Consider the following 21669-nt stretch of genomic DNA (forward strand, 5'->3'; position numbering starts at 1 on the left):
GATGTCAGAGGACAAGCGCCCGTCGGTCACCGGTCAGGGCGTAGCGGCGGGCAGCGAGTCCGTTCTCGACCGTCTCTCCGATCTCGTCGCACAGGAGTGCCAGGACGTCGGCGGCCTCGGTGTCGGAGAGGTAGGCGGGGGCGACTTCGAGCATCAGCTCCCCGAGCTGGTGCGAGCACGCTGCCAGGTTGTCGACGACGGCGCGCAGCGCGGCGACGGCCGGGTCCGCCGGCGGTTCGACGGGCGGCGGGGGCGGTGCGGTGCGGACGTCGCGGACGGCCTGGCGGACCACGGCGCCCACGGTGGCCGTGTCGAGGGCTTGGAGGCCGCTGTGGGCGAGCACGGTGAGGCGGTGAGTGATCAGGCTCCGCGACGTCGCTGCTGTGGCTGGAGACGTCGATCAGGGCCCGCTGGGAGAGGCCGTAGTCGAGCGCGGCCGCGGCGGCCGGGTCGGTGTCTCGCGTGCGAGACAGGCCGGGGCCGGCGGTGACGGCGTCGTGGATCGCGGCGAGCGCGCGGGCGACATCGAGGAGCCGGTACGCCTGGGCGCGGCTAATGCCGAACTCTGCCCGGCAGTACGACTCCCAGGTGCTGTGCCCGAGCGGGACCCAGACGCGGGCGGCATGCGCGTCGCGGATCCGGGCGGCCAGGATCGCCACGGAGCGCCGGACGTCGTCCATCGCCGCGCGCAGCCCGGCCGTCATCTCCCTGGCGCGGGCCTCGGTCAGCGGCGGCCGCGCCGGTTCAACGCCGTGCTTCTGGTCCTCGTTGTCCTCGCCCACGACTCCATCGTCCTCCGCGCCGACAGACCCGACCAGGGCGCACGGAAGTACGAGCGCGAGCTCCACCTCACAGGCTCACAGCCTCACAGCTCACCTCGCCACCTGGGAAAACAGCTTGTGAGGCTCATAGGCTGCGCGTCGTCGGGCAAGTCCAGGCGCTCTCTGTCTTCTGACATCGAACCTGGACCGTTTGCCATTGAAGTTGGACCGGTCAAAGCCAACCGGTTGCTGTCAGCCCCGGCTGCGGCGTGCCGCTCGGATGTCCCGCATGTGCTGCGCATCCCGCTCTTCGGTACGACGGCGGGAGCGTGCTATCAACGGTCCCATCACGGTGTAGACCACCGACGTGATCAGGCTCAGGACTACGAAGTCCCACCCCCAAGGCTTACTACCCACCAGGGTCATGACGGTGCTCGTCGCAACCCCCACGGTCACCCCGGCGCTTGTCCACTTCGACCATCGGCCCATGGTTGACGCCTACCCCTCGCATCCCTTGATCATCAGCACCAGTCGTCAGGTATGGGGACGTTTACCAGTGGTCCAACTTCAGTGGCAAATGATCCAAGTTCGGTGGCACGGGACACTCTCAAAATGCGCCCCGTTCCGCCGTGGGCTGTCGGTACTGTCCGGTCATGGAATCGCCGGTCACGTTCGATCGTCTCTACGAAGGCGCCAAGCGCTTCGCGCACCTCGCGATGGAAGCCCACGCCGAAGAGGATCAGGAGGTCTTCCTGTTACACGCCGGCGTCAGCGTCGAACGCCTGGCGAAGGCGGCGTTGGCCCTTGTCCACCCCACCTTGCTCACCGAGGTGAACGGGAAGGACGACATGCTGCTGCACTTCGCGGGTGCGGTATCCAAACCGCCGGCCCGTCTCAGGACCATCGGCGCGTCGACGGCGATCGGTCGGCTGAGGAAGATGGACGTCCTCCCGCAGAAACTCAGCAGCGAGGCTGATGACCTGGATGGTCTGATCGAGCTTCGCAACGGTGTCGCTCACCTCGGCACAGGGGATGTGGAGGACTACCTGGGGACCTTCACTGCGACCGTGGACAAACTCCTGCAGAACGTGGGACGGGACCGCGGCTCCTTCTGGGAGTCCTGGTCTGACACGGCCCAAGTGGTGCTGGACGACAGGGCGGACCGTTTGCAGAAGGCTGTGCGGCTGAGGATGGGCCAGGCCCGGCACCGCTTTCGAGCGCGCTTCGGTGACCTTCCGGAGGGAGCAGTCGACGGCGTTGCGCAGGCGGTGAGCGAGCGGGGGCTGATAGTCGTCGAGGTCGGTCCTGCGAAGGCACTGTTCCAGACGCTGAGCCAGTGCCCTGCCTGTGAGCGAGAGGCCGCCGCTCTGTTCTTGGCCGTAGGAGAGGACTCCGCGCTGTTCGATATGGAACTGGCAGCTGAAGGTCTCCTTTGCGGCCTGTGCGGGTTCCACCTAGCCACCACGGATGAAGTCAAGGCCGTGGGCTTGCCGACCACTCTCCAGTACTCCGTGGAGGACCTGACGCAGATCGTCGCTGAAGGCCCGGACCCCGCAGAGCGCCTTGCCACACTCAAACTGGCCCTGCCGATCGCGAGGACTGACCCCAACGACAGCTTCTAGGGCGGATACGCGTTGCCGCCCGGGTGGCAACTGATGGATACGGCGGCTCGGGCCGCGCGTTCGCGGCACACTCAGGCCCACCAGCGTGCGCGGCAAGGAGCAGTGCGATGCCCGTCAAGATCACCCCCAACGACGCGCACGACGACGCGAGCGACACCCTACGGGTCGGGCGGCACGACCTGGAGCGGCTGCTGCTGGAGTTCCGTGAACTGATACGGAAGCAGGAGCCGGGCAGCTGGCGCCACATGGAGGACTACGACCTGTCCTTCGAGCGCCTGGCCGACGCCGTCGACGCCGCGACCGAGGCCCGGCGGGGTGCCCGCTGGGAGGGGCCTGACCTCCGGATGCGCTGCACGACCGGCGAAGCCGTGTACGAGTGGCCGGAGGGTGCCCCCTACGAGGCCGGGCGATACAGGCTCGGATCCACTTCCGTCCTGGCGCTGCGGGCACAATGCTCTGCGTACGCCGAGCGGGGGCGCCCGGGTCTTCGCGGGCGAGGGAAGGGGCACGGGGATGGGCTGGGGCGGAGGGCGGGTCTTACGCGACCGCAACGTGCTGTTTTACCTGAGCGGTGTGGTGGTCTCGGGCTTCGGGAGTTCTGCCATGGCCCTGGCAGCCGGTGTGTGGACCAAGTCGCTTACCGGGTCGGACAGTCTGGCTGCCCTGACGACCTTCTGTGTATGGGCGCCCATCTTGTTCGGCCCGCTAATTGGCACACTGGCTGATCGGGCGCGCCGGCGTCCTTTGCTGATCTGGACCAATCTCGGAATGGCCGCGGTGCTGCTGCCGCTTCTCGTCGTGAGTTCCAGCGACCATGTCTGGATTCTGTTTGCTGTACTGATCGTGTACGGCACCAGCTCGGTGCTGCTGGATGCGGCGGAGGCCGCACTGGTAGCGACCGCTGTACCGGAGACACTGCGCGGCGACTTCAACGGCCTGCGGATGACGGCGAACGAGGGCATGAAGCTGGTCGCTCCGCTTCTGGGCGCGCTTCTGTTCGTTCAGTTCGGCGGCACGGCAGTGGCCCTGCTGGACGCGGCCGCCTTCGTGCTCGCCGCGATAGCTTTCGCCCTCATTCGTGTGTCAGAACCCGTGCCTCGCCCGGCCCAGGCCCAACGATGGAGCGCTCAGGCTGCCGAGGGAATCCGCTATCTGCGACACCACCCGGCTCTGTGGCGGCTGGTGCTGGCCGGGGCCGCAACAATGGGCGTTGCCGGGCTGAACGGAGCGTCGGTCTACGCCGTCGTCGATGCGGGTCTTCACCGCCCGCCCGCCTTCGCCGGTGTCCTGTACGCCGTGCAGGGCAGCGGCTCCGTGGTGATCGGGTTGTTTGCCGGTGCTCTGCTGCGGCGGATGCCCGAACGTGTCTTCACCGCTGTCGGGATCATGCTGTTCGCGCTTGGCGTCGCCCTGCGTGTCATCCCCTCGGTACCGGTTGTGCTGCTTGCCAGCGGGCTGATCGGCATGGGACTGCCCTGCGTGCTGATCGCGGCCATGACGGCCGTTCAGCGCGAGACTCCGGGCGATCTCCTGGGCAGAGTGGCGGCCACCGCCAACACCCTGCTCTTTGCTCCCAACGCCGTTGCCCTGGCTGTCGGGGCGGGCCTGCTGGTCTTCGTGGACCACCGTGTCCTGCTACTCGTAGCCGGAACCGCAGCAGCCGCCACCGCGATCGGCTGCCTCATTGGTCACGGGTCGCGGACACATAGAGGAACCCCGCCATCGGGGAACCCCTGCGTGCCGAGAAGCAGGGCGCCGAAGGGGCACAAGCGCCGGGAGGCTCGCGAGCCATGAGAAAACCCCATGTGGTCATCGTCGCCGAAGGGCCGACTGCTGTAGGTGGGAGCGGCGCGTGCCCGCATGTTGTCGTGGTGAGGTTCCGGGCGGCGCTCTGACCTGCTGTGGTGAGTTTCGGGCCCGAAACTCACCACAGCCCAGGCCTGCTCACCAAGGAACTCACCACGGCCGGGGCCGGTCATTGGGCGGTCAGGGCAACGACGGCGATCAGGACCGCAACGGCCGCGATCAGGACGCCGGCGAACGAGCCCGCGACACCGAGGGGCTTCTCCAGGCGAGGGTGGCGGTGAGTCACGTATGCGACGCCGGCCAGGAGGAGCCCGGACACAAGGACCAGGAGCAGGACGACGAACAGCGCAAGGGTCAGGACAAGGGTGGGTGTGGACACGGTGGTTTCTCCCTTTGAGTGGTGCACTCCGGTGGAGCGCGGCGCCACGGTCTCCGCTCCGGGCCATCAGATCGAGTTCTCGCGAAAGTCCGTTCCGCGCCGTCGCAGAGCGGTTGCTGAAGGGCGTGGAGCGGATTCGCGAATCCTTGACGATCGGGCGTTGCGGGGTGGTGGGCAGCACGATGGAGGAGGGGCGGGCAAGCGGCGCAAGCCCCGGGGATCCCTCACCGGGCAGTAAGGGAGTCAGAGACCTCGCGGTGGTCGGCCAGCCCGGGAGGCGACTACGGCTCAGCCCACGACAGCGGCCCGGGACCTCTTTCACCTCTTTACGGCTATCGCGTGAAAGAGGTGTCGGTGTGCATGATCGGCTTGCCCATAGGGTCTGACCTGGGGAAACGACGCGATCTTGAAAAGAGGGGTTCACACCTCCGGTCCTACCTGCGGTGCACCCCTGAATCCCCCCATGGAGACAACGGTGGGAGCAACCGTGGGTGCAACCCCCGCGGGCCCGTGAGACGCCTCCGGATCAAACGGGTCCGGGGCTTGCCCACCCTGCTTGCGGTGCTCGCTCTTGCGGGTGCGAGGTGCGGAATCGGGCCCTGGCGGCGGCCTGGGTCGTCATCCTTGGCTCATGGAGGACTTCGAGTTCGACTGCTGGTCATGCGGTGCCGGCAACACCACACCCGACGACTATTGACCAGACAGATGCCCTGTCCGGTACGCGGGCGCACCCTGGGGGTATGAGCGTGCCGATAGTGATCCACCGCCCCTCCGCGACCGGGGGCCGGCGGGTCACCATCCAAGGTCAGATCGTCGGCCTGGCCCACGACGACCACGATGTGGTGGAGTTTCTGCGCCGGGCCGGGCTGCCCGACTCCGAGCAGCTGCTCGACGACCCGGTGTGGGTGCAGTGGCGGGGCGGTCGGGCTCACCGGTACGAAGCGGCGTAGCTGACGGCCGGCGGGTATTGAAGCGCACTCCATGACCACCGGGGGGCAGTTGGGTGCCCGATGTTGAGGGAGCCGCTTCTCGCTGTCCGGTGTGTTTAGGTGCTGTGCATGGAGGCGCTACTGAGCCCGGAAGAGTATGAACAGGCACTGCCGCGGAAGCGGGTCGCTGCGGGGGTCCTCTTCTTTGATCCGGAGGGCCGGGTGCTGCTGGTGGACCCGGTCTACAAGGACTTGTGGGAGATCCCCGGCGGAGCCGTGGAGGAGAACGAATCGCCCCGTGCAGGTGCGGTGCGGGAGATCAAGGAGGAACTGGGGCTCGAGTGGGAGCCGGGGCGGCTCCTGGGTGTGGACTGGCGTGGGCCCCGGCCAGGGCGCAGTGAGGGCCTGGCTTACGTGTTCGATGGTGGGGTGCTGAGCGGGGACCGGCTGGCGAGGGTGCGTTTGCAGCCGGAGGAGCTCGGGGGGATGGAGTTTGTCGCTGTCGGCCGGGTCCGGGAGCGCTTGGTGGAGCGGCTGGCGGTGCGGGTGGAGGCGTGTGTGCGGGCGCGCGAGCATGGTCTGACGGTGTATTTGGAGTACGGGGTGCCGGTGTAGCGCCGGGGCGGGGAACTGCCCAGATCTTCGACGGACCGCGAACCGTTCACTCCCTTTTACCGGACCGGGTTAGGCACTGTCCGGCGGATCATGACGACTCCCGTGCGGGACGTGCTACGCCGTGCGAGGACGGGGCAACCGCCTGACTACCATGTCACATGCCTGCAGGGCGGCGGAAGGGGAGATATGGGCGAGAGAACCAATTGGCCGACTGCCAGGGGACGAAGCGTCGGGGCTCCACATTCGGCACTGCGGCACCTTGGCGCCATGCACCTGAGCGGAGCCGTACTCCTGCTCACGTTCTTGGTGCCGCCGTTGTGGATGCTGGACTCCGGCTATGCGACCCCGCCAGGCGATCCCACAGCAGATGCACCTTTCGTCCTCCTCCTTACTGTGCCGCTGGCATGCGCAAGTTTCCATGTGATGGTGCAGATCCCGGCTGGGCTTCTGGGAACCTGGCTGGGCAGAGGCCGCACGACGCTCGTCAGGTACGGGAGCGCAGTCATAGTGGCAAGCGCACTGAGTCTGCTCCTCTTCTGGAGCCTGGGATGGAATGCCGGAGGCAGCGTTTTGCCGGCATGGGCCGACGCCACGGTGCGCGGATCGATGGGTCTGGCCGGGTACATGTGGGTCATGCGGGTGCAGCCTGGATCCGCGCGGCACGGCAAGGCACTGTCCTGCGGAACATGGTCTGAGCCATAAGCGGACCGCTGCCGCGGTGACGGTGCCATGGAAGACGTAGGCCCGTTTGTCGTAACGGGTTGCGACAGCACGGAAGTTCTTGAGCCGGTTGATGGTTCGCTCGACCTCGTTGCGCCGCCGGTAGCGATCGCGATCGAAGCCGGTGGGCCTGCCGCCGTTACTGCCTTTGCGCCGACGGTTGGCCCGCTGGTCCTTCGGCTCCGGAATCGTGTGCTTGATGTCGCGTCGTCGCAGGTAGCGCCGGTTGCGGCGGGAGCTGTATGCCTTGTCGCCGCTGACATGGTCGGGCCGGGTCCGCGGCCGTCCGCCCTGCGGTCGGGGAACCCGAATCCGGTCAAGGACCTTGACCATCTGCGGGGCGTCGCCCCACTGGCCCGGCGTGAGTAGGAGGGCCAGTGGGCGGCAGCCGCCTTCGCCGGCGAGGTGGATCTTGCAGGTCAGGCCGCCCCGAGACCGTCCAAGCCCCTCGTCGGGGCGGTGGTGCCGGGGCGTCGTCCTTTTTTCGGGACCCGAGGCTTGGCTTTGCGGGCGCCGGCCGCGTGCTGGTGGGCCCGGCAGGAGGTCGAGTCGACGCCGACCATGCCCCAGTCGATCCGGCCCGCCAGGTCGGCGTTGGCCTGGACCACCTGCAGGATGCGGTCCCAGGTTCCGTCCGCAGACCAGCGGCGATGCCGTTCGTAGACGGTTTTCCAGGAGCCGTATCGTCCTGGGAGGTCACGCCACGGGACACCAGTGCGGATTCGAAACAGGATCCCGTTGAGCACCGTGCGGTGGTTGTTCCACCGGCCTCCCCGGCCACCGGACAGCGGCAGATGCGGTTCCAGAAGCGACCATTCGCGACTCGTCAGATCCCCCCGACTCATGCCTCACCCAACGAGCGACCAGTCGGAAAGTCACATGATCCGCCGGACAGTGCCTAGATGTATTGATCACGAGCGTTGTTGACACTCGGCAGGTCTTGAACATGACGAAGACCTCCGGTGTGGTGGGAGCTGTCTAGGAACTCACCGCACGGAGGTCTTCGTGTCCCACCGTAATGCCCGGCTGACCGTTTTCGGTAGGCAGCTGCTGGTCGAACGGGTCTGCTCGGGCCGTCCGGTCGCGCACGTGGCGGCCGAGATGGGCATCTCACGGGCCACAGCCCACAAGTGGATACGGCGGTGGCGAGCCGAGGGCCCGGCCGGTCTGCACGACCGCCCCAGCCGCCCGCGCACGACGCCGCACCGCACCTCCGCCGAAGTCGAGGCGAGCGTCTGCAACCTGCGCCAGGCCCGCAAACTGGGCCCCGCCCGGATCGGCCCGATCCTGGGCCTTCCCGCCTCGACCGTCCACCGCATCCTCACCAGGCACCGACTGAACCGGCTGGCCTGGCTCGACCGCCCGACCGGCACCGTGATCCGCCGCTACGAACGCGAACGGCCCGGCGAACTCATCCACGTCGACGTGAAGAAACTCGGACGGATCCCCGACGGCGGCGGACACAAAACCCTTGGCCGCCAGGCCGGCCGGGCCACCCGCAGCCAGATGGGCTTCGACTACGTCCACTCCGCCGTCGACGACCACTCCCGCCTGGCCTACAGCGAGATCCACCCCGACGAGAAGGTCGCGACCTGCGCGGACTTCCTCACCCGCGCGGCCGCGTTCTTCCACCACCACGGCATCACCCGCATCGAACGGGTCCTCACCGACAACGCCTGGGCCTACCGCAAAGGCCTGGCCTGGAAAGCCGTCCTGGCAGACCTCGGCGCGACCGGCAAGCTCACCCGCGCCTACCGGCCCCAGACCAACGGCAAAGTGGAACGCTTCAACCGCACCCTGCTGGAGGAATGGGCCTACCTGCGGCCCTACACCTCAAACGACGAGCGGACAGCGGCCCTGACAGACTTCCTCCACACCTACAACCACCACCGCTGCCACACCGCACTCGACGGACACCCACCCATCAGCCGTGTGAACAACCCTGCGGGTCAATACACCTAGAGCCTGTCTGACAAATGATCACCGAGCGGCTCGCGGAGCCAGAGGATCAGGGCTGCCAGGACGACTCCGGCTCGGTAGCGGTCGGAGAGTTTATCGAACCTGGTCGCGATCGCGCGGAACTGCTTGAGGCGGGCGAAGCATCGTTCGACTACGTTGCGGTCGCGGTAGATGGGCTTGTCGAATGCGGGTGGCCGACCGCCGAGGGCCCCGCGTCGTCGGCGGTTGGCCGCCTGGTCGCGGCGCTCGGGGATCGTGGCGACGATGCCTCGGCGCCGCAGCAGGTGGCGGATCGCCCTGCTGGAGTACGCCTTGTCGCCCAGCACGCGTTCGGGCGTTGTGCGCGGGCGGCCCCCTGCGGCGCGCGGGACGCGGATCCCGGCGAGAACCTGGCCGAAGACGGTGGCGTCGTTGACGTTGCCGGGCGTGAGCACGATCGACAGGGGAAGGCCCCGGCCGTCGACGGCGAGGTGGACTTTGGTGGTCAGTCCACCTCGGGATCGGCCGAGGGCCTGGCGCGCCTGCGAGCGGCCCGGATCTTCCAGTTCGTCCCGGTGTGTATCCCCTTTTTGCGGGCGCCAGCGGCGTGCTGGTGAGCCCGGTTAATGGTGGAGTCGATCGAGACGGTCCATTCCACTCGGCCCACCGCGTCGTCGCGGACCTGGACATGCTCCAGCAGCTTCACCCAGGTCCCATCGGCCTCCCAACGGGCGAACCGCTCATAGACGGTCTGCCACGGCCCGTACCGGTCGGGGAGGTCACGCCACGGGGCCCCGGTTCGCAGCCGCCACAGCACCCCGTTGACCACCTGGCGGTGGTCACGCCACGGACGGCCACGCCCGTCCACCTGCGGCAACAGCGGTTCTATCCGCTCCCATGCCGCATCCGTCAGCTCGCCTCGACCCGCCACAAGATCAATTATCGACCGACCTCAGTCGCCCATGAACCACAGGTAGCTGCCCGGCGTTGCCGCACACGATTCCAGGAGCACACCCAGGTCGAGGAGGGCCGCCCGCTGTCCCCCGTCGGAGCAGTTGCGCACCAGGACAGCAACTTCCTCCCACGCGGCATCACCCGCACCTCAGACCACTCCCTGAAAACCAGCTAATCGACACTCCACAAAACCCGGGGCTTGACACTCCGTTGTCGGGAACTGCACATGGCGCGGCTGCGGCAGGATGAACGACATGGACACGACCGATCGTTTGACGGTGGCGGCTGCCGCTGGGGATACCGATTTGCTGATGGATCTGCTGAGCACGGGGATCGCGGTTGATGCGGTCGACGGGCGCGGGCGGACGGCCCTGGACCGTGCGGTCTGGGCAGGAGCGACGGAGGCCGTCCGATTGCTGGTGGCCGCCGGCGCGGACGTTGAGCAGCCGATCGGCGAATACCGCGAGGACACCCCCTTGCGTTTCGCTGCCGGACGCGGCGACCTGCCACTGGCGGAACTGCTGCTGGAGGCGGGCGCCGAGCCGGACCGCCGACTCCACGCCCGGCAGGCCAGCGCGCTGATGGTGGCCGCCTCCGCAGGCCAAGGGGCCGTTGCCGAGGTGTTGCTGGCCCGAGGTGCGGACCTAGAGCTCGCGGCGGGTGGGCGCGGCTGGACGGCGCTGGAGTGGGCGGCGCACGCCGGGCGGCTGGAAGCCGTCTGTCTGCTGCTGGCCCGGGGGGCTGGGCGCAGGGCCGAGGCATTGGCCGAGGCCCGGCAGGGTCAGGCGTCCGCGCTGGCCGCTCTGCGTGCGGGCGAGTATCCCGACGAGTTCTCCCCCGAGCGCATTGCTGCGTACACGGAGGTGATCCAGGCACTCACCTCGGCGGAGGCGGCCAAACGGCCGAATTCTGGAGATCCGGAACAAGCGTAGGCGTAAGGGATTTCGGCCACTGCGCCCACGGGGGGAGAGGCGTTTTCGGCAATTCGCGACACCCTGTCCCCCTGTGTGCGGCAAATATTAGGCCACATCCCGAAAACACAGCATGAGCCAACTTCATAGAGCTATAACTGTGCACAGGCCATCAACTCGATCTCAGAGATTCGGTAGCGTGAATAAATTCAGCAGAGTACTCTTCGTCATCGCCGCGATATTTTCGGCGCTTTTCGGAACGGCCGGTAGCTCGTACGCCTCCATGGCAGCCGACGCCGCACCCGCCGCCCACGCCGTGTCCACGCTGCGCGTGCAAGCTGATCTCAGTGCTCATGCCGCCGGCGTCGCGCCGTCGGCGGGCGGGCGTCTCAGATCGGCCGCCAGCACCCCGTTCGAGTGTTCCAGCACCGTCACCAGTGCCTCCGCCACGGTGTCCTATGCGGCTGGCTCGCCCGGTGAGCTGGCCCAGGTGGCTTGGGTGGGCGGCGCGACCGCCACCTGCACCGCTCCCATGCTCGCCATGTCGTATCAACTGTCCGCGATCGACCCCCAAAGCGTGTCCCACCCGATCGCCGTAGGTTCCTGCGCGGGGTGCGCGGCCCTCACCGCGGCGAACACCGGCTACACCTGCTTACACAACCGGCAGGCCGGAACCGACTGCTCCGGCGCCTGGCAGATCTCGGCCAAGGTGACGTACCAGGCGCAGCCCGGCAGCACTTGGACCAGCGTAGGCGCGAACTGCAGTGTGGCTGGCCCCCTGTTGACCTGTGCTGCGAGCGTCCCGGCCGGCACGGCGAAGCTGTTCAACCTGCCCTCTCTCCCGGACTGCTCCACCACTGCGGCCACAGCAACCACAGCAGCCCCGGCGGCCGGTTCCATGCAGCGCATTGCTGCGGTGACTGCCTGCTACAATCTGCCGCCCTCTAAAATATTCCCGTACTTGGGTGACGTCGCTATCGATGTTAATATCCGCCCCTATCATTTCCCTGGCGGCACTCACGTGGACGACACGAAGGGGCTGTTCTTCTCTAGCGTCACGGACAGCGACCTTGCGCACATTTTCGAGGCGGGAATGATGGACCAAGGAAATTGGACGCTCAACTCGTCAAACTATTACGAGAAGACCTTCCCTTACTCCGGCGTGGGCGTCCGGTCCGTAAAATTCGGCAACAGCCTGCCCTCCACTCAGGTCACCCTCGTCGTGTCAAAGTTCACCGACGACATCATCACGATGTATCCAGCGGACGCGTGAGCATCCGATGAAGCGGTGTACGACCCGTAGCCGCCTCGTACCTTCACTAACCTCGAAGTTTCATGACGGTCCGCCGACGAAGTCGGTGGGCCGTTTTCGTTCCGTGGGCGGAGAGTGGACAGGTTGAGGGCCCGAGTGTCGTCTCGGGGAGGCGCCGGATTCCACTGCTCCGGTGTCGGACTGTGTCGTAGGGACGGGAAAGTTGCTGGTCAGCCGGGGTTCGGCAGGAGTGCGAGCCGGTCGAGTGCGGCGGTGATGTGACTGGACCAGGGCCAGTGCCGGGCCAGGCGGAGGATTCGTCGACGGCCGGTGGTCACGAGCTGCCCGGCCGTGGTGAACAGGCGGAGCCGCAGGCGGCGAGGCTCCCAGAGGCGGGCCTTGCCGGTCAGCGCGAGCATCGGCATCCAGGCCAGCAGGTCGAGGGCGATCTGCATGATCTCCAGCCAGATCCGGTTCTGGGCGGTGCGGTGCAGGGGAAGGTTCCGCAGGCCGGTGGCCCGGGCAGCCCGGATCCGGTCCTCGGCCCGGGCCCGCAGCCGGTGACGGAGCTCGAGCTCGGCGATCGGCCGACCCGAGGTGTTGGTGGCGAAACACGTCAGCCGCATGCCGTCCGCGTCCGTGAACCTCAACTGTGCCCCGGGATGGGGCCGTTCCTTGCGGACGATCAGCCGCATGCCCTTGGGCCAGCCGTCTAGGACGTCGCCGGTGAGTTCGGCGACCCAGGCGCCGTCGCGGACCTCGCCGCCGGTCTCGACGGCCGGCGTCCAGGCCGATGCCGGAACCTTCAGCACATGCTGGTGGACCTGCTCGGTGACTGTCATGCCGACCGAGTAGGACAGCCACCGCCCTCGCCGGGCGAGCCAGGCGACGAAGTCGTGGGTGCCACCCGCGGAGTCGGTGCGGATCAGGGTCCGGCGCCCGCGCCGGTACTCCTTCGGCAGCTGGGCCAAGGCCAGTTGGGTGGCGGTGATGTGGTCGGATGCGGTGTTCGATCCCGCGTTGCCCGCTCTGAGCAGGGCCGCGACCGGTTCACCGGTGCCGCCCGGTCCGTGGTCGACGAACCCCATCAGCGGGTGGTGGCCGTAGGTCCGTTTCCACGTGGGTGCGGCGTCCTCCTTGTCCGAGTGTGCGATCACCAGCACCCCGTCAAGGTCCACGGTCACCGTCCCGTCGGCATCGGGCGCCCTGGAGCCGGCCAACCGCCAGACGCGTCCCCGGGCTTCGGCCCGCGCGGCACGGATCGCCCGCAGGGCCTTCTCCCCGGAGGCCGCGAGGGTGTCGATAAGGCGGGAGACGGTCGGGTCGGAGGCCACCGACCCGAACACGGACGGCTCGGCCCGCAGCATGGCGACATCCGCGAGACAGTCCCCGCCCAGCGCGACCGCCAAGGCCACGTCCAGCAGGATCTTGCCCGGATCGTGCGCCGCCCGAGCCTTCCGCCACGGTGTCAGCGCCGCTGAATCGCGGTGTCCAAGCCGGCCTTGCGGACGGTCTCGACCAGCAGCACGCCCCCGGCCTGCGAGACCACCGCCCGACCGCCACCCTCGATGCGGACACGCGGGTACGACCCGATACGCTTCGGGCCCGCGTTGCGGATCAGCTCGGCTTTGAACAGACTGTTGAATGCCTCGGCGAGGGCGTTGTCGTACGAATCGCCCTTGGATCCGACCGAGGCCACGGCTGCGGCCTCCTCCAGGCGCTCGGTGTAGCGCAGGGCCCGGTATTGAACTCCGCGGTCGCTGTGGTGGATGAGTCCGGTCAGGTCGGCGCCGGTGCGCCGGCGTCTCCATAGGCCCATCTCCAGGGCGAGTTCGGTGTAGAGGCTGGTGGCGGCCTGCCAGCCGACGACCATGCGGGAGAAGACGTCGATGACGAACGCCGCGTAGACCCAGCCCGAGTGCGTCTTGATGTAGGTGATGTCCGCGACCCACAGCTGGTTGGGTGCCTCGGCGGTGAACTGCCGCTCGACCAGGTCGCGGGGGCGGTCGGTCTCCGGGGCGGGCCGGGTGGTGCGCGGGCTCTTGTCCCTCATCACGCCGCGCAGGCCGGCCGCCCGCATCAGGCGCTCGACCGTGCAGCGGGCCACCGGCCGACCCTCGCGCCGCAGCGCGGCGTGGATCTTGCGGGCGCCGTAGACGCCGTAGTTGTCGGAGTGGATCACGCGGATCTCCTCGGTGAGCTCCCGGTCACGGGCCGCGCGGGCGGAATCGGGCCGGGCATGCGTGGCGTAGTAGGTGCTCGATGCGATCTCGGCGTCCGTGCCTTTCAGGACGTCGCAGATCGGCTGGACGCCGAACTCCTCTTTGTGCTGGTCGATATAGGCGACCTTCAGCGCAGTGGACGGTCCAGCTCCGCCGCGAAGAAAGTCGCCGACGACTTCAGGATCGCGTTGGCCCGGCGCAGTTCCTTGACCTCACGTTCCAGCTCGGCGATCCGCGCGGCCTCCACGCTGGTGGTCCCGGGGCGCAGACCGCCGTCGGTCTCGGCCCGCTTGACCCACCCCCGCAGCGCCTCGGGGTGGACATCGAGCTGGTCGGCGATGCGCTTGATCGCGCCGGCCCGGCCGACCGGGTCCTTGCGGGCCTCGATCGCCAGACGCGTCGCACGCTCACGCAGTTCGTCGGGGTACTTACGGGGAGCAGCCATGATCGGATCCTTCCGGGTCTTCGATGTCTCCATCAAACCCGGGGCGATTCACAACGTCGTCCGAGACGAACCCTTACGAGGCCTCCCGGAGTGCAGTTCAAGCTCGATACCCATCGGCCCTCCAATGATCTCTACCTCACAGCTTCGCAGAGATCATTTGTCAGACAGGCTCTAGTTGTCGCGCTCTGTAGTGGAGTGGCTGGTGTAGCAGGTTGGTCAACGGGACGAGCCGCGACTGGCCTCTTGGGCGGGGCGGTACGCATTTGGAGTCGCTACTCGCCGGGGTCTCCATGACAGTGCAGCGCCCTGACAGCTGATACCCGAGCCAGCAGGAGCCGCTCAGAGAGGTACACGCGCCCCTCTGAGCAGGAGCAGGATCAACCAGCTGCCCGCGCCTCGCCCATGAGCTCCGGCCATGGCCCGCCGCAACGGACGCGTGCGTGGATGCGCAGTCGACTGTTGACCTCGGTGCGGACCTTGGGGGCGATGTCCAGGTCGTGTCCGAGTTTGCGGAACCAGACTGGTGGCTGGCCCAGTGTCATGTCGACCAGGGCCCCGTAGATCTTGACGGCGCGGCAGGCTAGGGCGATATCGCCTTGCACCAGGTCCAAGACCAGGCTCTTGCGTGCGGTGAGCCCGAGTGCACGGAGGATGCTGCCGAGGACGTCACTGACATACGCAGTGAAGTCGTTGGACACCGAGTTGGTCGAGCGGGAGAGCTTGTGTGACGCGGTTGTCAATGTCTTGGCAGCTTCTTCCGGGCTGACCTGGGCCACCCTGCGCAATAGGCTGGCGAGCTCGCGGACTTCCTGCGTATCAATTGCCTGCAGGCTCTCGTCGTCCGGAAGCATCAGATCCAGCACTGTAGATAGGGCCGTCTGTTGGCGGGTGGCTGTGTCGAGCGGGGCCAGACGGCCGTGGACGACGGCCAGGGCCCGGTGGGGAGATGGTGCCCCTTTCCGCCGCGGAGGGAAGCGGCCGATTTCCGCGACCAGGTGCGTGCGTAGGGGTGCCGTGGCGCTCCACGTCCAACTGGAGTGGTCGACCGCGGTCTCGACAAGCTGCAGGGCCACCGCGTAGTCGGTCGTGCCGGGCTCCAGGCCAGCCAGCGTGCGACCCACTTCGTCGGGCTCGGGCGGTCTGAGACCGCAGTATGCGATCAGCGCCCGCCACAGGTTCAGCCGCTGTGTCTTGGACTGGCGGGCGTTGTCGAGGACGGGCGCGATAAGCCGTTCCACTGTGGCCTCGTCGGGGACCTGGCCGGCCCGGCCTGCTTCCGCGACGACATCGGCCAGATCGCGGGCACCTCGGCGGGCGGCGTCCTCCAGAAGGAAGTCGAGGAGGTCCGGCTGCTCTTTCACGTGCGCCTTGAGATCCGTTCGCACGGTGCTGGCCGCCGCCTCGTCGTCGAGGCCGTCCGTTGCCCATACGCGCACTGCGGCTCGGGCGCCCAGATGCCCGGCTACCGCCGCAAGTACGACGAATTCGGCCAGCCCTTCGGTGGCCAGCCACACCTCGAGGGGCGGGTCATCGGGGAGGACCGCCAGCAGACGGTCGCCGTCGATGCCCGACTCTGTGATGGCGTTGGCCAGCCAAGCCGGCACAGCTCGGCGTCCGTCGGACTCGTAAGGTTGGGAGGGGAGCTTGGCCATCGCGGTGCGGCACGCATACTCCAGCTCGTCCCGCAGATTGTTGCTCTCACCACGCAGGGCCGGCACCAAAACATGCGTGAGCGCGACGGTCTGCACCGCCGGTGACGTCAACGCCAGCAGCTGTTTCACCACGGCCTGGGCTGTCTCCGGGGAGAGCCGAGTGGCCAGGAACCCGGCGCCGAACAACCGGGCCCTGGCCGCGCGACCTTCTGCCTCGCTCAACGCCCTGGTGAACAGAGCTGCGATCTGCTGGGCGTCCTCAGCATGCTGGCAGGCCGACCACAGTCGGCCGACCGCCTGCTCGACCTGGCTCAAAGACTTGCGTGTCCTGCCCGAACGGTCCTCCAGCAGTTGCTCGAACTGGGCAACAGCCTGCTGCCGTACCTTGGTTCGTCGCTCGGACGGGGTGATCCGATCAACCTCGTCGCGCACCAGGTCAACGGCCTCGGCGACCACTCCGTTGATGCCCGCCGCCAGCAAGGGGCCACATGCCTGGACCAGCCAGCCCAAGGTTCGCGTCGGATCGTGGGGCAGCAGAACCCGCAGCAGGGCGAGCCAGTCGTCCTTTTTCCCCGCCAGCTTGCCCGGCCCAAGTGACAGCCACCACGACAGGCGGTCCTCCTCGTCGCAGAACTCCACCGCGGCGGCCCCATGGTCCCCGTGCTGGTGAGCCAGTCTGCGGACGGTGGCGAACAGCTCGTAGCGCAGGGTGTGCCGGTCCCTGGTCAGCGACCACACGGCCGCCAGATCCGCGACCCACCGGTCGGCGCCAGCGCTGTGACGGTGACCTGGCAGGACCCGCAGAAAGCGCCGCAGGGAGACGTCCGGAGCGTTCTCCATCGCAGTGCGGGCCGCTTCCTCCACCGAGGCAGGGCTGCGCATCTGCGCATACAGCTCCAAGGCACGGTCGGCCAAGTGCGCGTCGTCCAGCAGCGGCTTCAGCAGTTCCTCGCCGGTGCCCGGTGCTGCACGAGGGACGAGCTGCCCGGCCACCGCCGCCAGGACCAAGTCCTCCGGTTTCTCGCGCATCCGTTCAACCAGCTCGCCGCCTCGGCCGACGGTACGCAGATAATCGGCGGCCATGTACTCGAAGAACGTTTGGTGGAAGAAGCGCACCGCTCCGGTCCCCGCCACGTCGGACAACAACCCCCGCCGACGCAGCTCATCGAGGTCAGCCCTGATACGGGCGGGCACCGTGCCGGGCAGCAGACGTTGCAGCGCGTCGCCGGCGTCGCGCGGGAGATACTCGATGGTATTCGCCGCCAGCATGTAGCGGGCCAGGGCACGAGCCGTCGCCGACAGGTCCCGCTGAGCAGCGCCTTCGGCGTCAATCTGCCCGGGACGCGCGTCGCACTCGATGCGCATCTCACGTACCCGATCGAACAGGCTGGCCACGTCGACCTCCTGCAGCGGGGGGTCGGGTGCGTAGATGTCGAACAACAACCGCAGATAGAGCGGGCTATCGCAGACCTCTCGCAACGGCAGGTCCTGGTAGACGGCGCCCAGGACGTCCGCCTCCAGCCTCGCCGCGGCGCCCGGCCCATACTTCCAGTCCGGACAGAAGACCTGGGCGTGCTGGCCGATGGCGACACGCCGCTCCTCCTCGTCGTACCAGCCCAGGGTGTGCTGCGCCTGGAGATAGCCGTCGAGGTTGTCCGCCGCATCTCGCGCGTCGCCGTCCGTGGTGTCCCCGTCTGCCGGGAACCGCAGCAGGACCGCCTCGCCTGGGCGGCAGGTGAGGATTACCGGTGTATGCCGTGCCTTCATCGCCCGCAGGAGACGGCCCACCACGGACACGCCATCGGGACTGTGTACGAGCAGGTCCAACGTGTCGATCAGGACCACTGGACGCTGGCTGGCCGCCTGGCAGCAGCGCACTGCAGTGGTGATGTCCTCGATCGGCACGGCAGTGCTCCGCGCTGCGGTCTCCTGGTGGAGCGCCTCAATCAGGTGCGAGGCCTTCAGCAAAATCGGCACTACGCCGTCCTGACCCTGCAGAGCCCGGTAGATGCTCCACAAGAGGGTCGTCTTTCCGCACCCAGGCTCGCCGGCGATCAGCTGCCCGCTGGCTGGGCCAAGAGCAGCGGTGAGGATGCGCTGCTCAAGTGACCGCGGAACGTAGAGCTCCTCCAGCCGCACGCCGCGAGGGAAGAGCGGGCCGGATTTGATGAGCTGTGAGGCATCTTCCCAAGCCTGGCGGCTCAACGTCCGCAGCCGGCTGAAGACGGCGTAGCCGTCGTGCTGGTGCATTCGGCTGATCAACTGCAGTTGCCTGGCGATGTGGTCGAACGCGTCGACCCTGCGTCGAGGCCACCTGTTGTAGCCCACCTTCGACTTCATACTCGCCAGCGCCGCGTCGAGAGTTTGGGGACGGGGGACGTGCGTGCCGTTCTTCCACCCCGAGACGGTCTTGGTGTTGCCCATCACATCGAGCAGTGGAGGCGGACTGCTGCAGAGGTCGAAGAGGTGGACGATCAAGCGCCCAAACTCAGGACTGGCCAGCGACATGGCGGTGAACTCCCTCTTCCCTCGGCGCCAAGATTTCTACCGCAAAGGCCGGACTCACCGCAGCATCTTTCCCCGTGCACCCGCCAGGCATGGTGCCGGACCAAATCCCGGATCTGGCCGGAATGCTCGCTGTGGTCGCCTGACCAGCGCTTTGCCTCGCTAAGCAGGGTCCGGAGCCCGCCGGAGAGCTTGGGACGCGGAAGAAAGGAGGCGTTGACGCCACCCGGCGTCCGAGAACCCGAAGGGGGCACCTCGTGTGGAGTGGAGTTGATCTTGCAGCGGCCGCCGGCTGCGTCGCGCCTTCCCTGTGGAGCTTGATGCTGAGCTTCCTACCGTGGGTCGTCATAGTCGCACTGGCAGGCCTGATCACGGGAGGGGGCGTCGTATGGATCAGCCGACGGGCCGGCGACAACCGGTGGGAGGCGCTGCGGCATGGGCTGTTCGCCTCGCTTGCGTCGGTCGGCCCGCTGCTGGCCGTGCTGGCGGTGGTGGCCAACCTGGTCAGCCAGTGCCGTTGACGACGGCGGGTGGAGGGCCCGCGCCAGTAGCCCTCCACCTGCCGTCCAGGCTGCAGCTGACGTGCCCGACTGGCCTCGAAGCGTTTGGGGGCCGGACGCGGAGCGGCGCCCCTAGACCCAGAACTCGGCAGGCAGTCGTACTCGCCGATCGATCATGATCGCGGCGATCTCACTGCCAACGCTCAGAGACACGCTCTAAAGGTTGTTGCAGAACGTCTGGGATAGGGCATTTTTCTTGTATGGGCGGGGTGTTGCGGGCTGAGTCGTTGTGGGTGGAGACGTTCACCGGCTTGCGGATGGGCCGGTTCGAGAAGCTGGTGAAGGTAGTCCGGGAGCGGGGCGGAAACGGTCCCGGTGGAGGGCGCCCGTGGTGCCTGCCATTGGCGGACCGGGTCCTCCTGGTGGCCGTCTACTACCGGACCAACCTCACGATGCGCCAGCTCGCCCCGCTCTTCGGGATCTCCCCGGCCACCGTCTGCCGGGTCATCCATCGCCTGCGGCCGCTTCTTGCGCTGGAGCCGGCGCCGCGGCCCGTCGCGGATGTCGAACGGTTGTGGATCGTGGACGGAACACTCATCCCGGTCCGCGACCGTATGGTCGCCGCTTCCTCCCGTAACTATCGGTTCTCGGCGAACGTGCAGGTCATCATCGATGCGGACAGCCGCCTGGTGATCGCCTCAGCCCGCCCCGTCCCCGGGAACAAGGCCGATGCCCACGCCTGGCGAGAATCGGACCTGCCCGCCATCGCGGCCGGGACAACGGTCATCGCAGACGGCGCCTACCTGGGCACCGGCTTGATCGTCCCGCACCGCAGAAGAGCCGGACGCCCACTCCTGCGCGGCCAGGAGGAGGACAACGCCGAACACCGACGCGTCCGCGCCCGCGTGGAGCACACCTTCGCCCGCATGAAGAACTGGAAAATCCTCCGCGACTGCCTCCAGAAAGGGGACGGACTCCACCACGCCGTACAAGCCGTCGCCACGATGCACAACCTCGCCATGACAGGCTGAACCAGCAGGTCAAACACCACTTTGACCTGCCCGCACCCACCCTTCTGCAACAATCTAGTACTCCAGCCGGACTTCGGCGTATGTCCTGCACATCGCACGGAGGGCTGTCTCGGTAAGGCCGACATCGGGGCGCTGATGGTGTGGAAAAGGCTGTCGGCGCGAACCCCGTGGGCGTCGAAGCTCATGTCCTGGCCAGACACAGCTGTACGCACGGTCACCACACGCGCCGTCCAGGCGGTCCGCGACATGGACGTCTCACGCGCCGAAGCAGCCCGCGCAGGTCGCGGCGTCATAGGGCAGCTCCCCGGGTTCCATACCGGCGACGCATTGGCATCGGCAGTCCTCGCTCACCCCTGCACCAGGGCGGTACGGGCGCTGCATGGATCTCCTCGACTGCCTTCTGAACCAAGGCGGGGAGCGGGCAGCAGGGTGGACCGCGCGCGACTTGGACACCGCCCTGTACTGGATCGGCGGCCCAACGACGTAGCGGCGCCTGCGAAGACAGCACGTACAGAACTGCCTGCGCGTCCTTGTGCTCGCCGACCGGCTCGTGCAGCCGTCTCATGCACTTGGTCGACGGCCCAGGGCGCGGGCCCTCGGTGAGCCGCCGGTACAACTTGTCCGGATCTACGCGCTGCCACACCGTGCTGCGTACACAAGCCGTCCGCCTGCGCGTTAGCCAATGGGTGCCGGTTTCCTGCGCCGGCGGCGCAGGGTCCGGGGCCCCTGTGCCCCGCGCCGTGTCCTGGGCAGGGGCGCGGCGAAGAAGGTGGACTGCCCGTTGTGTTTCTGCAAGACGCTGCAGGAGCCGTAGCGCTGGCGTTACCGTCCGATCAGCATCAGCAATACGGGGAGGGGCAAAATGCTCGATCAGGCGTTGACTGCGCTGGCGGCAGCCGGGGGAACGGCAGTGGCAACAGCTGCTGGGACAGAAGCATGGGCCGAGGTGCGGCGCGCGGTGGCACGCTGGTTCGGTCGGGGAGATGCGCAGCGCGAGCAGACGGAGCTGGAGCGTTTGGAACGCGGTGCTGCTGTCCTGCGGGACAGCGGCCCGGCAGAACTGGAGGGGGCCCGGGTGCGGCAGGAGGCATTGTGGCAGGCGCGCATTGAGGCAGTGCTGGAGGGCTTGAACGAGGCGGAGCGTAACCAGGCCGCCGACCAACTGCGACAACTGCTCACGGTATACGTCCCGCGCGGTGGGGTGAGCGCCGGACCAGGTGGGCTGACCGCAGGCGGCGATGTGACCATTCGGGCGGAGGGGGGCTCGGTTGCCGCCGGAGTCATTCACGGGGGTGCGCACACCGGTCACCCTTCGGCGCCGGATCCGTCCCAGGGCTGAACGGACCGGCCATCACCAGCCCACCGCACGCCACTCCACTTTCGACCACTGGCCCCCAGACTGGTATTACAGCGGAAGCTCGGAACGG

Annotated in this window: 15 protein-coding genes and 3 pseudogenes; 10 read left to right on the top strand and 8 right to left on the bottom strand. The window is 67.7% G+C overall.

Annotation, left to right across the window (positions count from 1 at the left end; all coding sequences use genetic code 11):
• Window positions 1-4 precede the first annotated feature (4 nt).
• Window positions 5-343, bottom strand: coding sequence for a hypothetical protein (locus tag OG206_RS00125; protein ID WP_327110864.1), 339 nt, complete (start codon window positions 341-343; stop codon window positions 5-7).
• A 1071-nt stretch (window positions 344-1414) separates the two neighbouring features.
• Between OG206_RS00125 and OG206_RS00130 the strand changes: the two genes are divergently transcribed.
• Window positions 1415-2383, top strand: coding sequence for a hypothetical protein (locus tag OG206_RS00130; RefSeq protein WP_327110866.1), 969 nt, complete (start codon window positions 1415-1417; stop codon window positions 2381-2383).
• A gap of 513 nt (window positions 2384-2896) precedes the next feature.
• Window positions 2897-4177, top strand: a complete 1281-nt coding sequence (locus OG206_RS00135) for an MFS transporter (RefSeq protein ID WP_327110868.1) — start codon at window positions 2897-2899, stop codon at window positions 4175-4177.
• A 181-nt stretch (window positions 4178-4358) separates the two neighbouring features.
• On the opposite strand, the gene OG206_RS00140 is transcribed toward OG206_RS00135, so the two are convergent.
• Window positions 4359-4568, bottom strand: coding sequence for a hypothetical protein (locus tag OG206_RS00140; protein ID WP_327110870.1), 210 nt, complete (start codon window positions 4566-4568; stop codon window positions 4359-4361).
• Between the two features lie 740 nt (window positions 4569-5308).
• On the opposite strand from OG206_RS00140, the gene OG206_RS00145 reads away from it, so the two are divergent.
• Window positions 5309-5518 carry a hypothetical protein gene (locus tag OG206_RS00145; RefSeq protein WP_327110872.1) on the top strand — a complete coding sequence of 70 codons (210 nt, stop codon included), beginning with the start codon at window positions 5309-5311 and terminating at the stop codon, window positions 5516-5518.
• Between the two features lie 108 nt (window positions 5519-5626).
• Window positions 5627-6112 (top strand): NUDIX hydrolase, encoded by a 486-nt coding sequence (locus OG206_RS00150; RefSeq protein WP_327110875.1) that lies wholly within the window; start codon window positions 5627-5629, stop codon window positions 6110-6112.
• 690 nt (window positions 6113-6802) lie between these two features.
• On the opposite strand, the pseudogene OG206_RS00155 reads toward OG206_RS00150, so the two are convergent.
• Window positions 6803-7677: pseudogene (locus tag OG206_RS00155) on the bottom strand (IS5 family transposase); the annotation flags it as partial.
• 160 nt (window positions 7678-7837) lie between these two features.
• On the opposite strand from OG206_RS00155, the gene OG206_RS00160 reads away from it, so the two are divergent.
• The gene (locus OG206_RS00160) at window positions 7838-8794 is read left to right on the top strand and encodes an IS481 family transposase (protein ID WP_327110877.1); all 957 of its coding nucleotides are present in this window, start codon (window positions 7838-7840) and stop codon (window positions 8792-8794) included.
• Here the strand turns inward: OG206_RS00160 and OG206_RS00165 are convergent.
• Window positions 8791-9701 (bottom strand): IS5 family transposase gene (locus OG206_RS00165; protein ID WP_327110879.1). Its coding sequence is split into 2 segments (ribosomal slippage): window positions 8791-9353 and window positions 9353-9701, totalling 912 coding nucleotides; the frame shifts between segments, so codons are not numbered across the junction. The genes OG206_RS00160 and OG206_RS00165 overlap by 4 nt on opposite strands.
• 277 nt (window positions 9702-9978) lie before the next feature.
• Here OG206_RS00165 and OG206_RS00170 point away from each other — a divergent pair.
• Together OG206_RS00170 and OG206_RS00175 are read left to right on the top strand one after the other, a co-directional pair.
• Window positions 9979-10656: an ankyrin repeat domain-containing protein gene (locus tag OG206_RS00170; protein ID WP_327110881.1), complete on the top strand. Its 678-nt coding sequence runs from the start codon at window positions 9979-9981 to the stop codon at window positions 10654-10656.
• A gap of 178 nt (window positions 10657-10834) precedes the next feature.
• Complete coding sequence (locus OG206_RS00175) at window positions 10835-11908, top strand: hypothetical protein (RefSeq protein ID WP_327110883.1); 1074 nt, start codon at window positions 10835-10837, stop codon at window positions 11906-11908.
• 209 nt (window positions 11909-12117) lie between these two features.
• Here the strand turns inward: OG206_RS00175 and OG206_RS00180 are convergent.
• The 4 genes and pseudogenes from OG206_RS00180 to OG206_RS00195 all read right to left on the bottom strand — a co-directional run bounded on the left by OG206_RS00180 (window position 12118) and on the right by OG206_RS00195 (window position 18714).
• Window positions 12118-13505, bottom strand: a pseudogene (locus OG206_RS00180) (IS1380 family transposase).
• 45 nt (window positions 13506-13550) lie between these two features.
• A pseudogene (locus OG206_RS00185) lies at window positions 13551-14240 on the bottom strand (IS3 family transposase); the annotation flags it as partial.
• Window positions 14237-14554, bottom strand: a complete 318-nt coding sequence (locus tag OG206_RS00190) for a transposase (RefSeq protein ID WP_327110885.1) — start codon at window positions 14552-14554, stop codon at window positions 14237-14239. The gene OG206_RS00190 and the pseudogene OG206_RS00185, both read right to left, overlap by 4 nt.
• A 377-nt stretch (window positions 14555-14931) precedes the next feature.
• Complete coding sequence (locus OG206_RS00195; RefSeq protein ID WP_327110888.1) at window positions 14932-18714, bottom strand: NACHT domain-containing protein; 3783 nt, start codon at window positions 18712-18714, stop codon at window positions 14932-14934.
• Between the two features lie 317 nt (window positions 18715-19031).
• Between OG206_RS00195 and OG206_RS00200 the strand changes: the two genes are divergently transcribed.
• From OG206_RS00200 to OG206_RS00210, 3 genes are all read left to right on the top strand, one after another.
• On the top strand, window positions 19032-19232 hold the full coding sequence (locus OG206_RS00200; protein ID WP_327110890.1) for a hypothetical protein: 201 nt from the start codon (window positions 19032-19034) through the stop codon (window positions 19230-19232).
• Window positions 19233-19471: 239 nt separating this feature from the next.
• On the top strand, window positions 19472-20242 hold the full coding sequence (locus OG206_RS00205) for a transposase (protein ID WP_327110892.1): 771 nt from the start codon (window positions 19472-19474) through the stop codon (window positions 20240-20242).
• A gap of 862 nt (window positions 20243-21104) precedes the next feature.
• Window positions 21105-21581: a hypothetical protein gene (locus tag OG206_RS00210; RefSeq protein ID WP_327110894.1), complete on the top strand. Its 477-nt coding sequence runs from the start codon at window positions 21105-21107 to the stop codon at window positions 21579-21581.
• The last annotated feature ends 88 nt before the right edge of the window (window positions 21582-21669 follow it).

Source organism: Streptomyces sp. NBC_01341 (assembly GCF_035946055.1).
Classification (GTDB): domain Bacteria; phylum Actinomycetota; class Actinomycetes; order Streptomycetales; family Streptomycetaceae; genus Streptomyces.

Bases quoted from the DNA above. Each gene is read 5' to 3' on its own strand.
- OG206_RS00130 (WP_327110866.1), top strand. From the start codon at position 1,415: ATGGAATCGCCGGTCACGTTCGATCGTCTCTACGAAGGCGCCAAGCGC.
- OG206_RS00135 (WP_327110868.1), top strand. From the start codon at position 2,897: ATGGGCTGGGGCGGAGGGCGGGTCTTACGCGACCGCAACGTGCTGTTT.
- OG206_RS00145 (WP_327110872.1), top strand. From the start codon at position 5,309: ATGAGCGTGCCGATAGTGATCCACCGCCCCTCCGCGACCGGGGGCCGG.
- OG206_RS00150 (WP_327110875.1), top strand. From the start codon at position 5,627: ATGGAGGCGCTACTGAGCCCGGAAGAGTATGAACAGGCACTGCCGCGG.
- OG206_RS00170 (WP_327110881.1), top strand. From the start codon at position 9,979: ATGGACACGACCGATCGTTTGACGGTGGCGGCTGCCGCTGGGGATACC.
- OG206_RS00190 (WP_327110885.1), bottom strand. From the start codon at position 14,554: ATGGCTGCTCCCCGTAAGTACCCCGACGAACTGCGTGAGCGTGCGACG.
- OG206_RS00195 (WP_327110888.1), bottom strand. From the start codon at position 18,714: ATGTCGCTGGCCAGTCCTGAGTTTGGGCGCTTGATCGTCCACCTCTTC.
- OG206_RS00200 (WP_327110890.1), top strand. From the start codon at position 19,032: ATGCTGAGCTTCCTACCGTGGGTCGTCATAGTCGCACTGGCAGGCCTG.
- OG206_RS00205 (WP_327110892.1), top strand. From the start codon at position 19,472: ATGGGCGGGGTGTTGCGGGCTGAGTCGTTGTGGGTGGAGACGTTCACC.
- OG206_RS00210 (WP_327110894.1), top strand. From the start codon at position 21,105: ATGCTCGATCAGGCGTTGACTGCGCTGGCGGCAGCCGGGGGAACGGCA.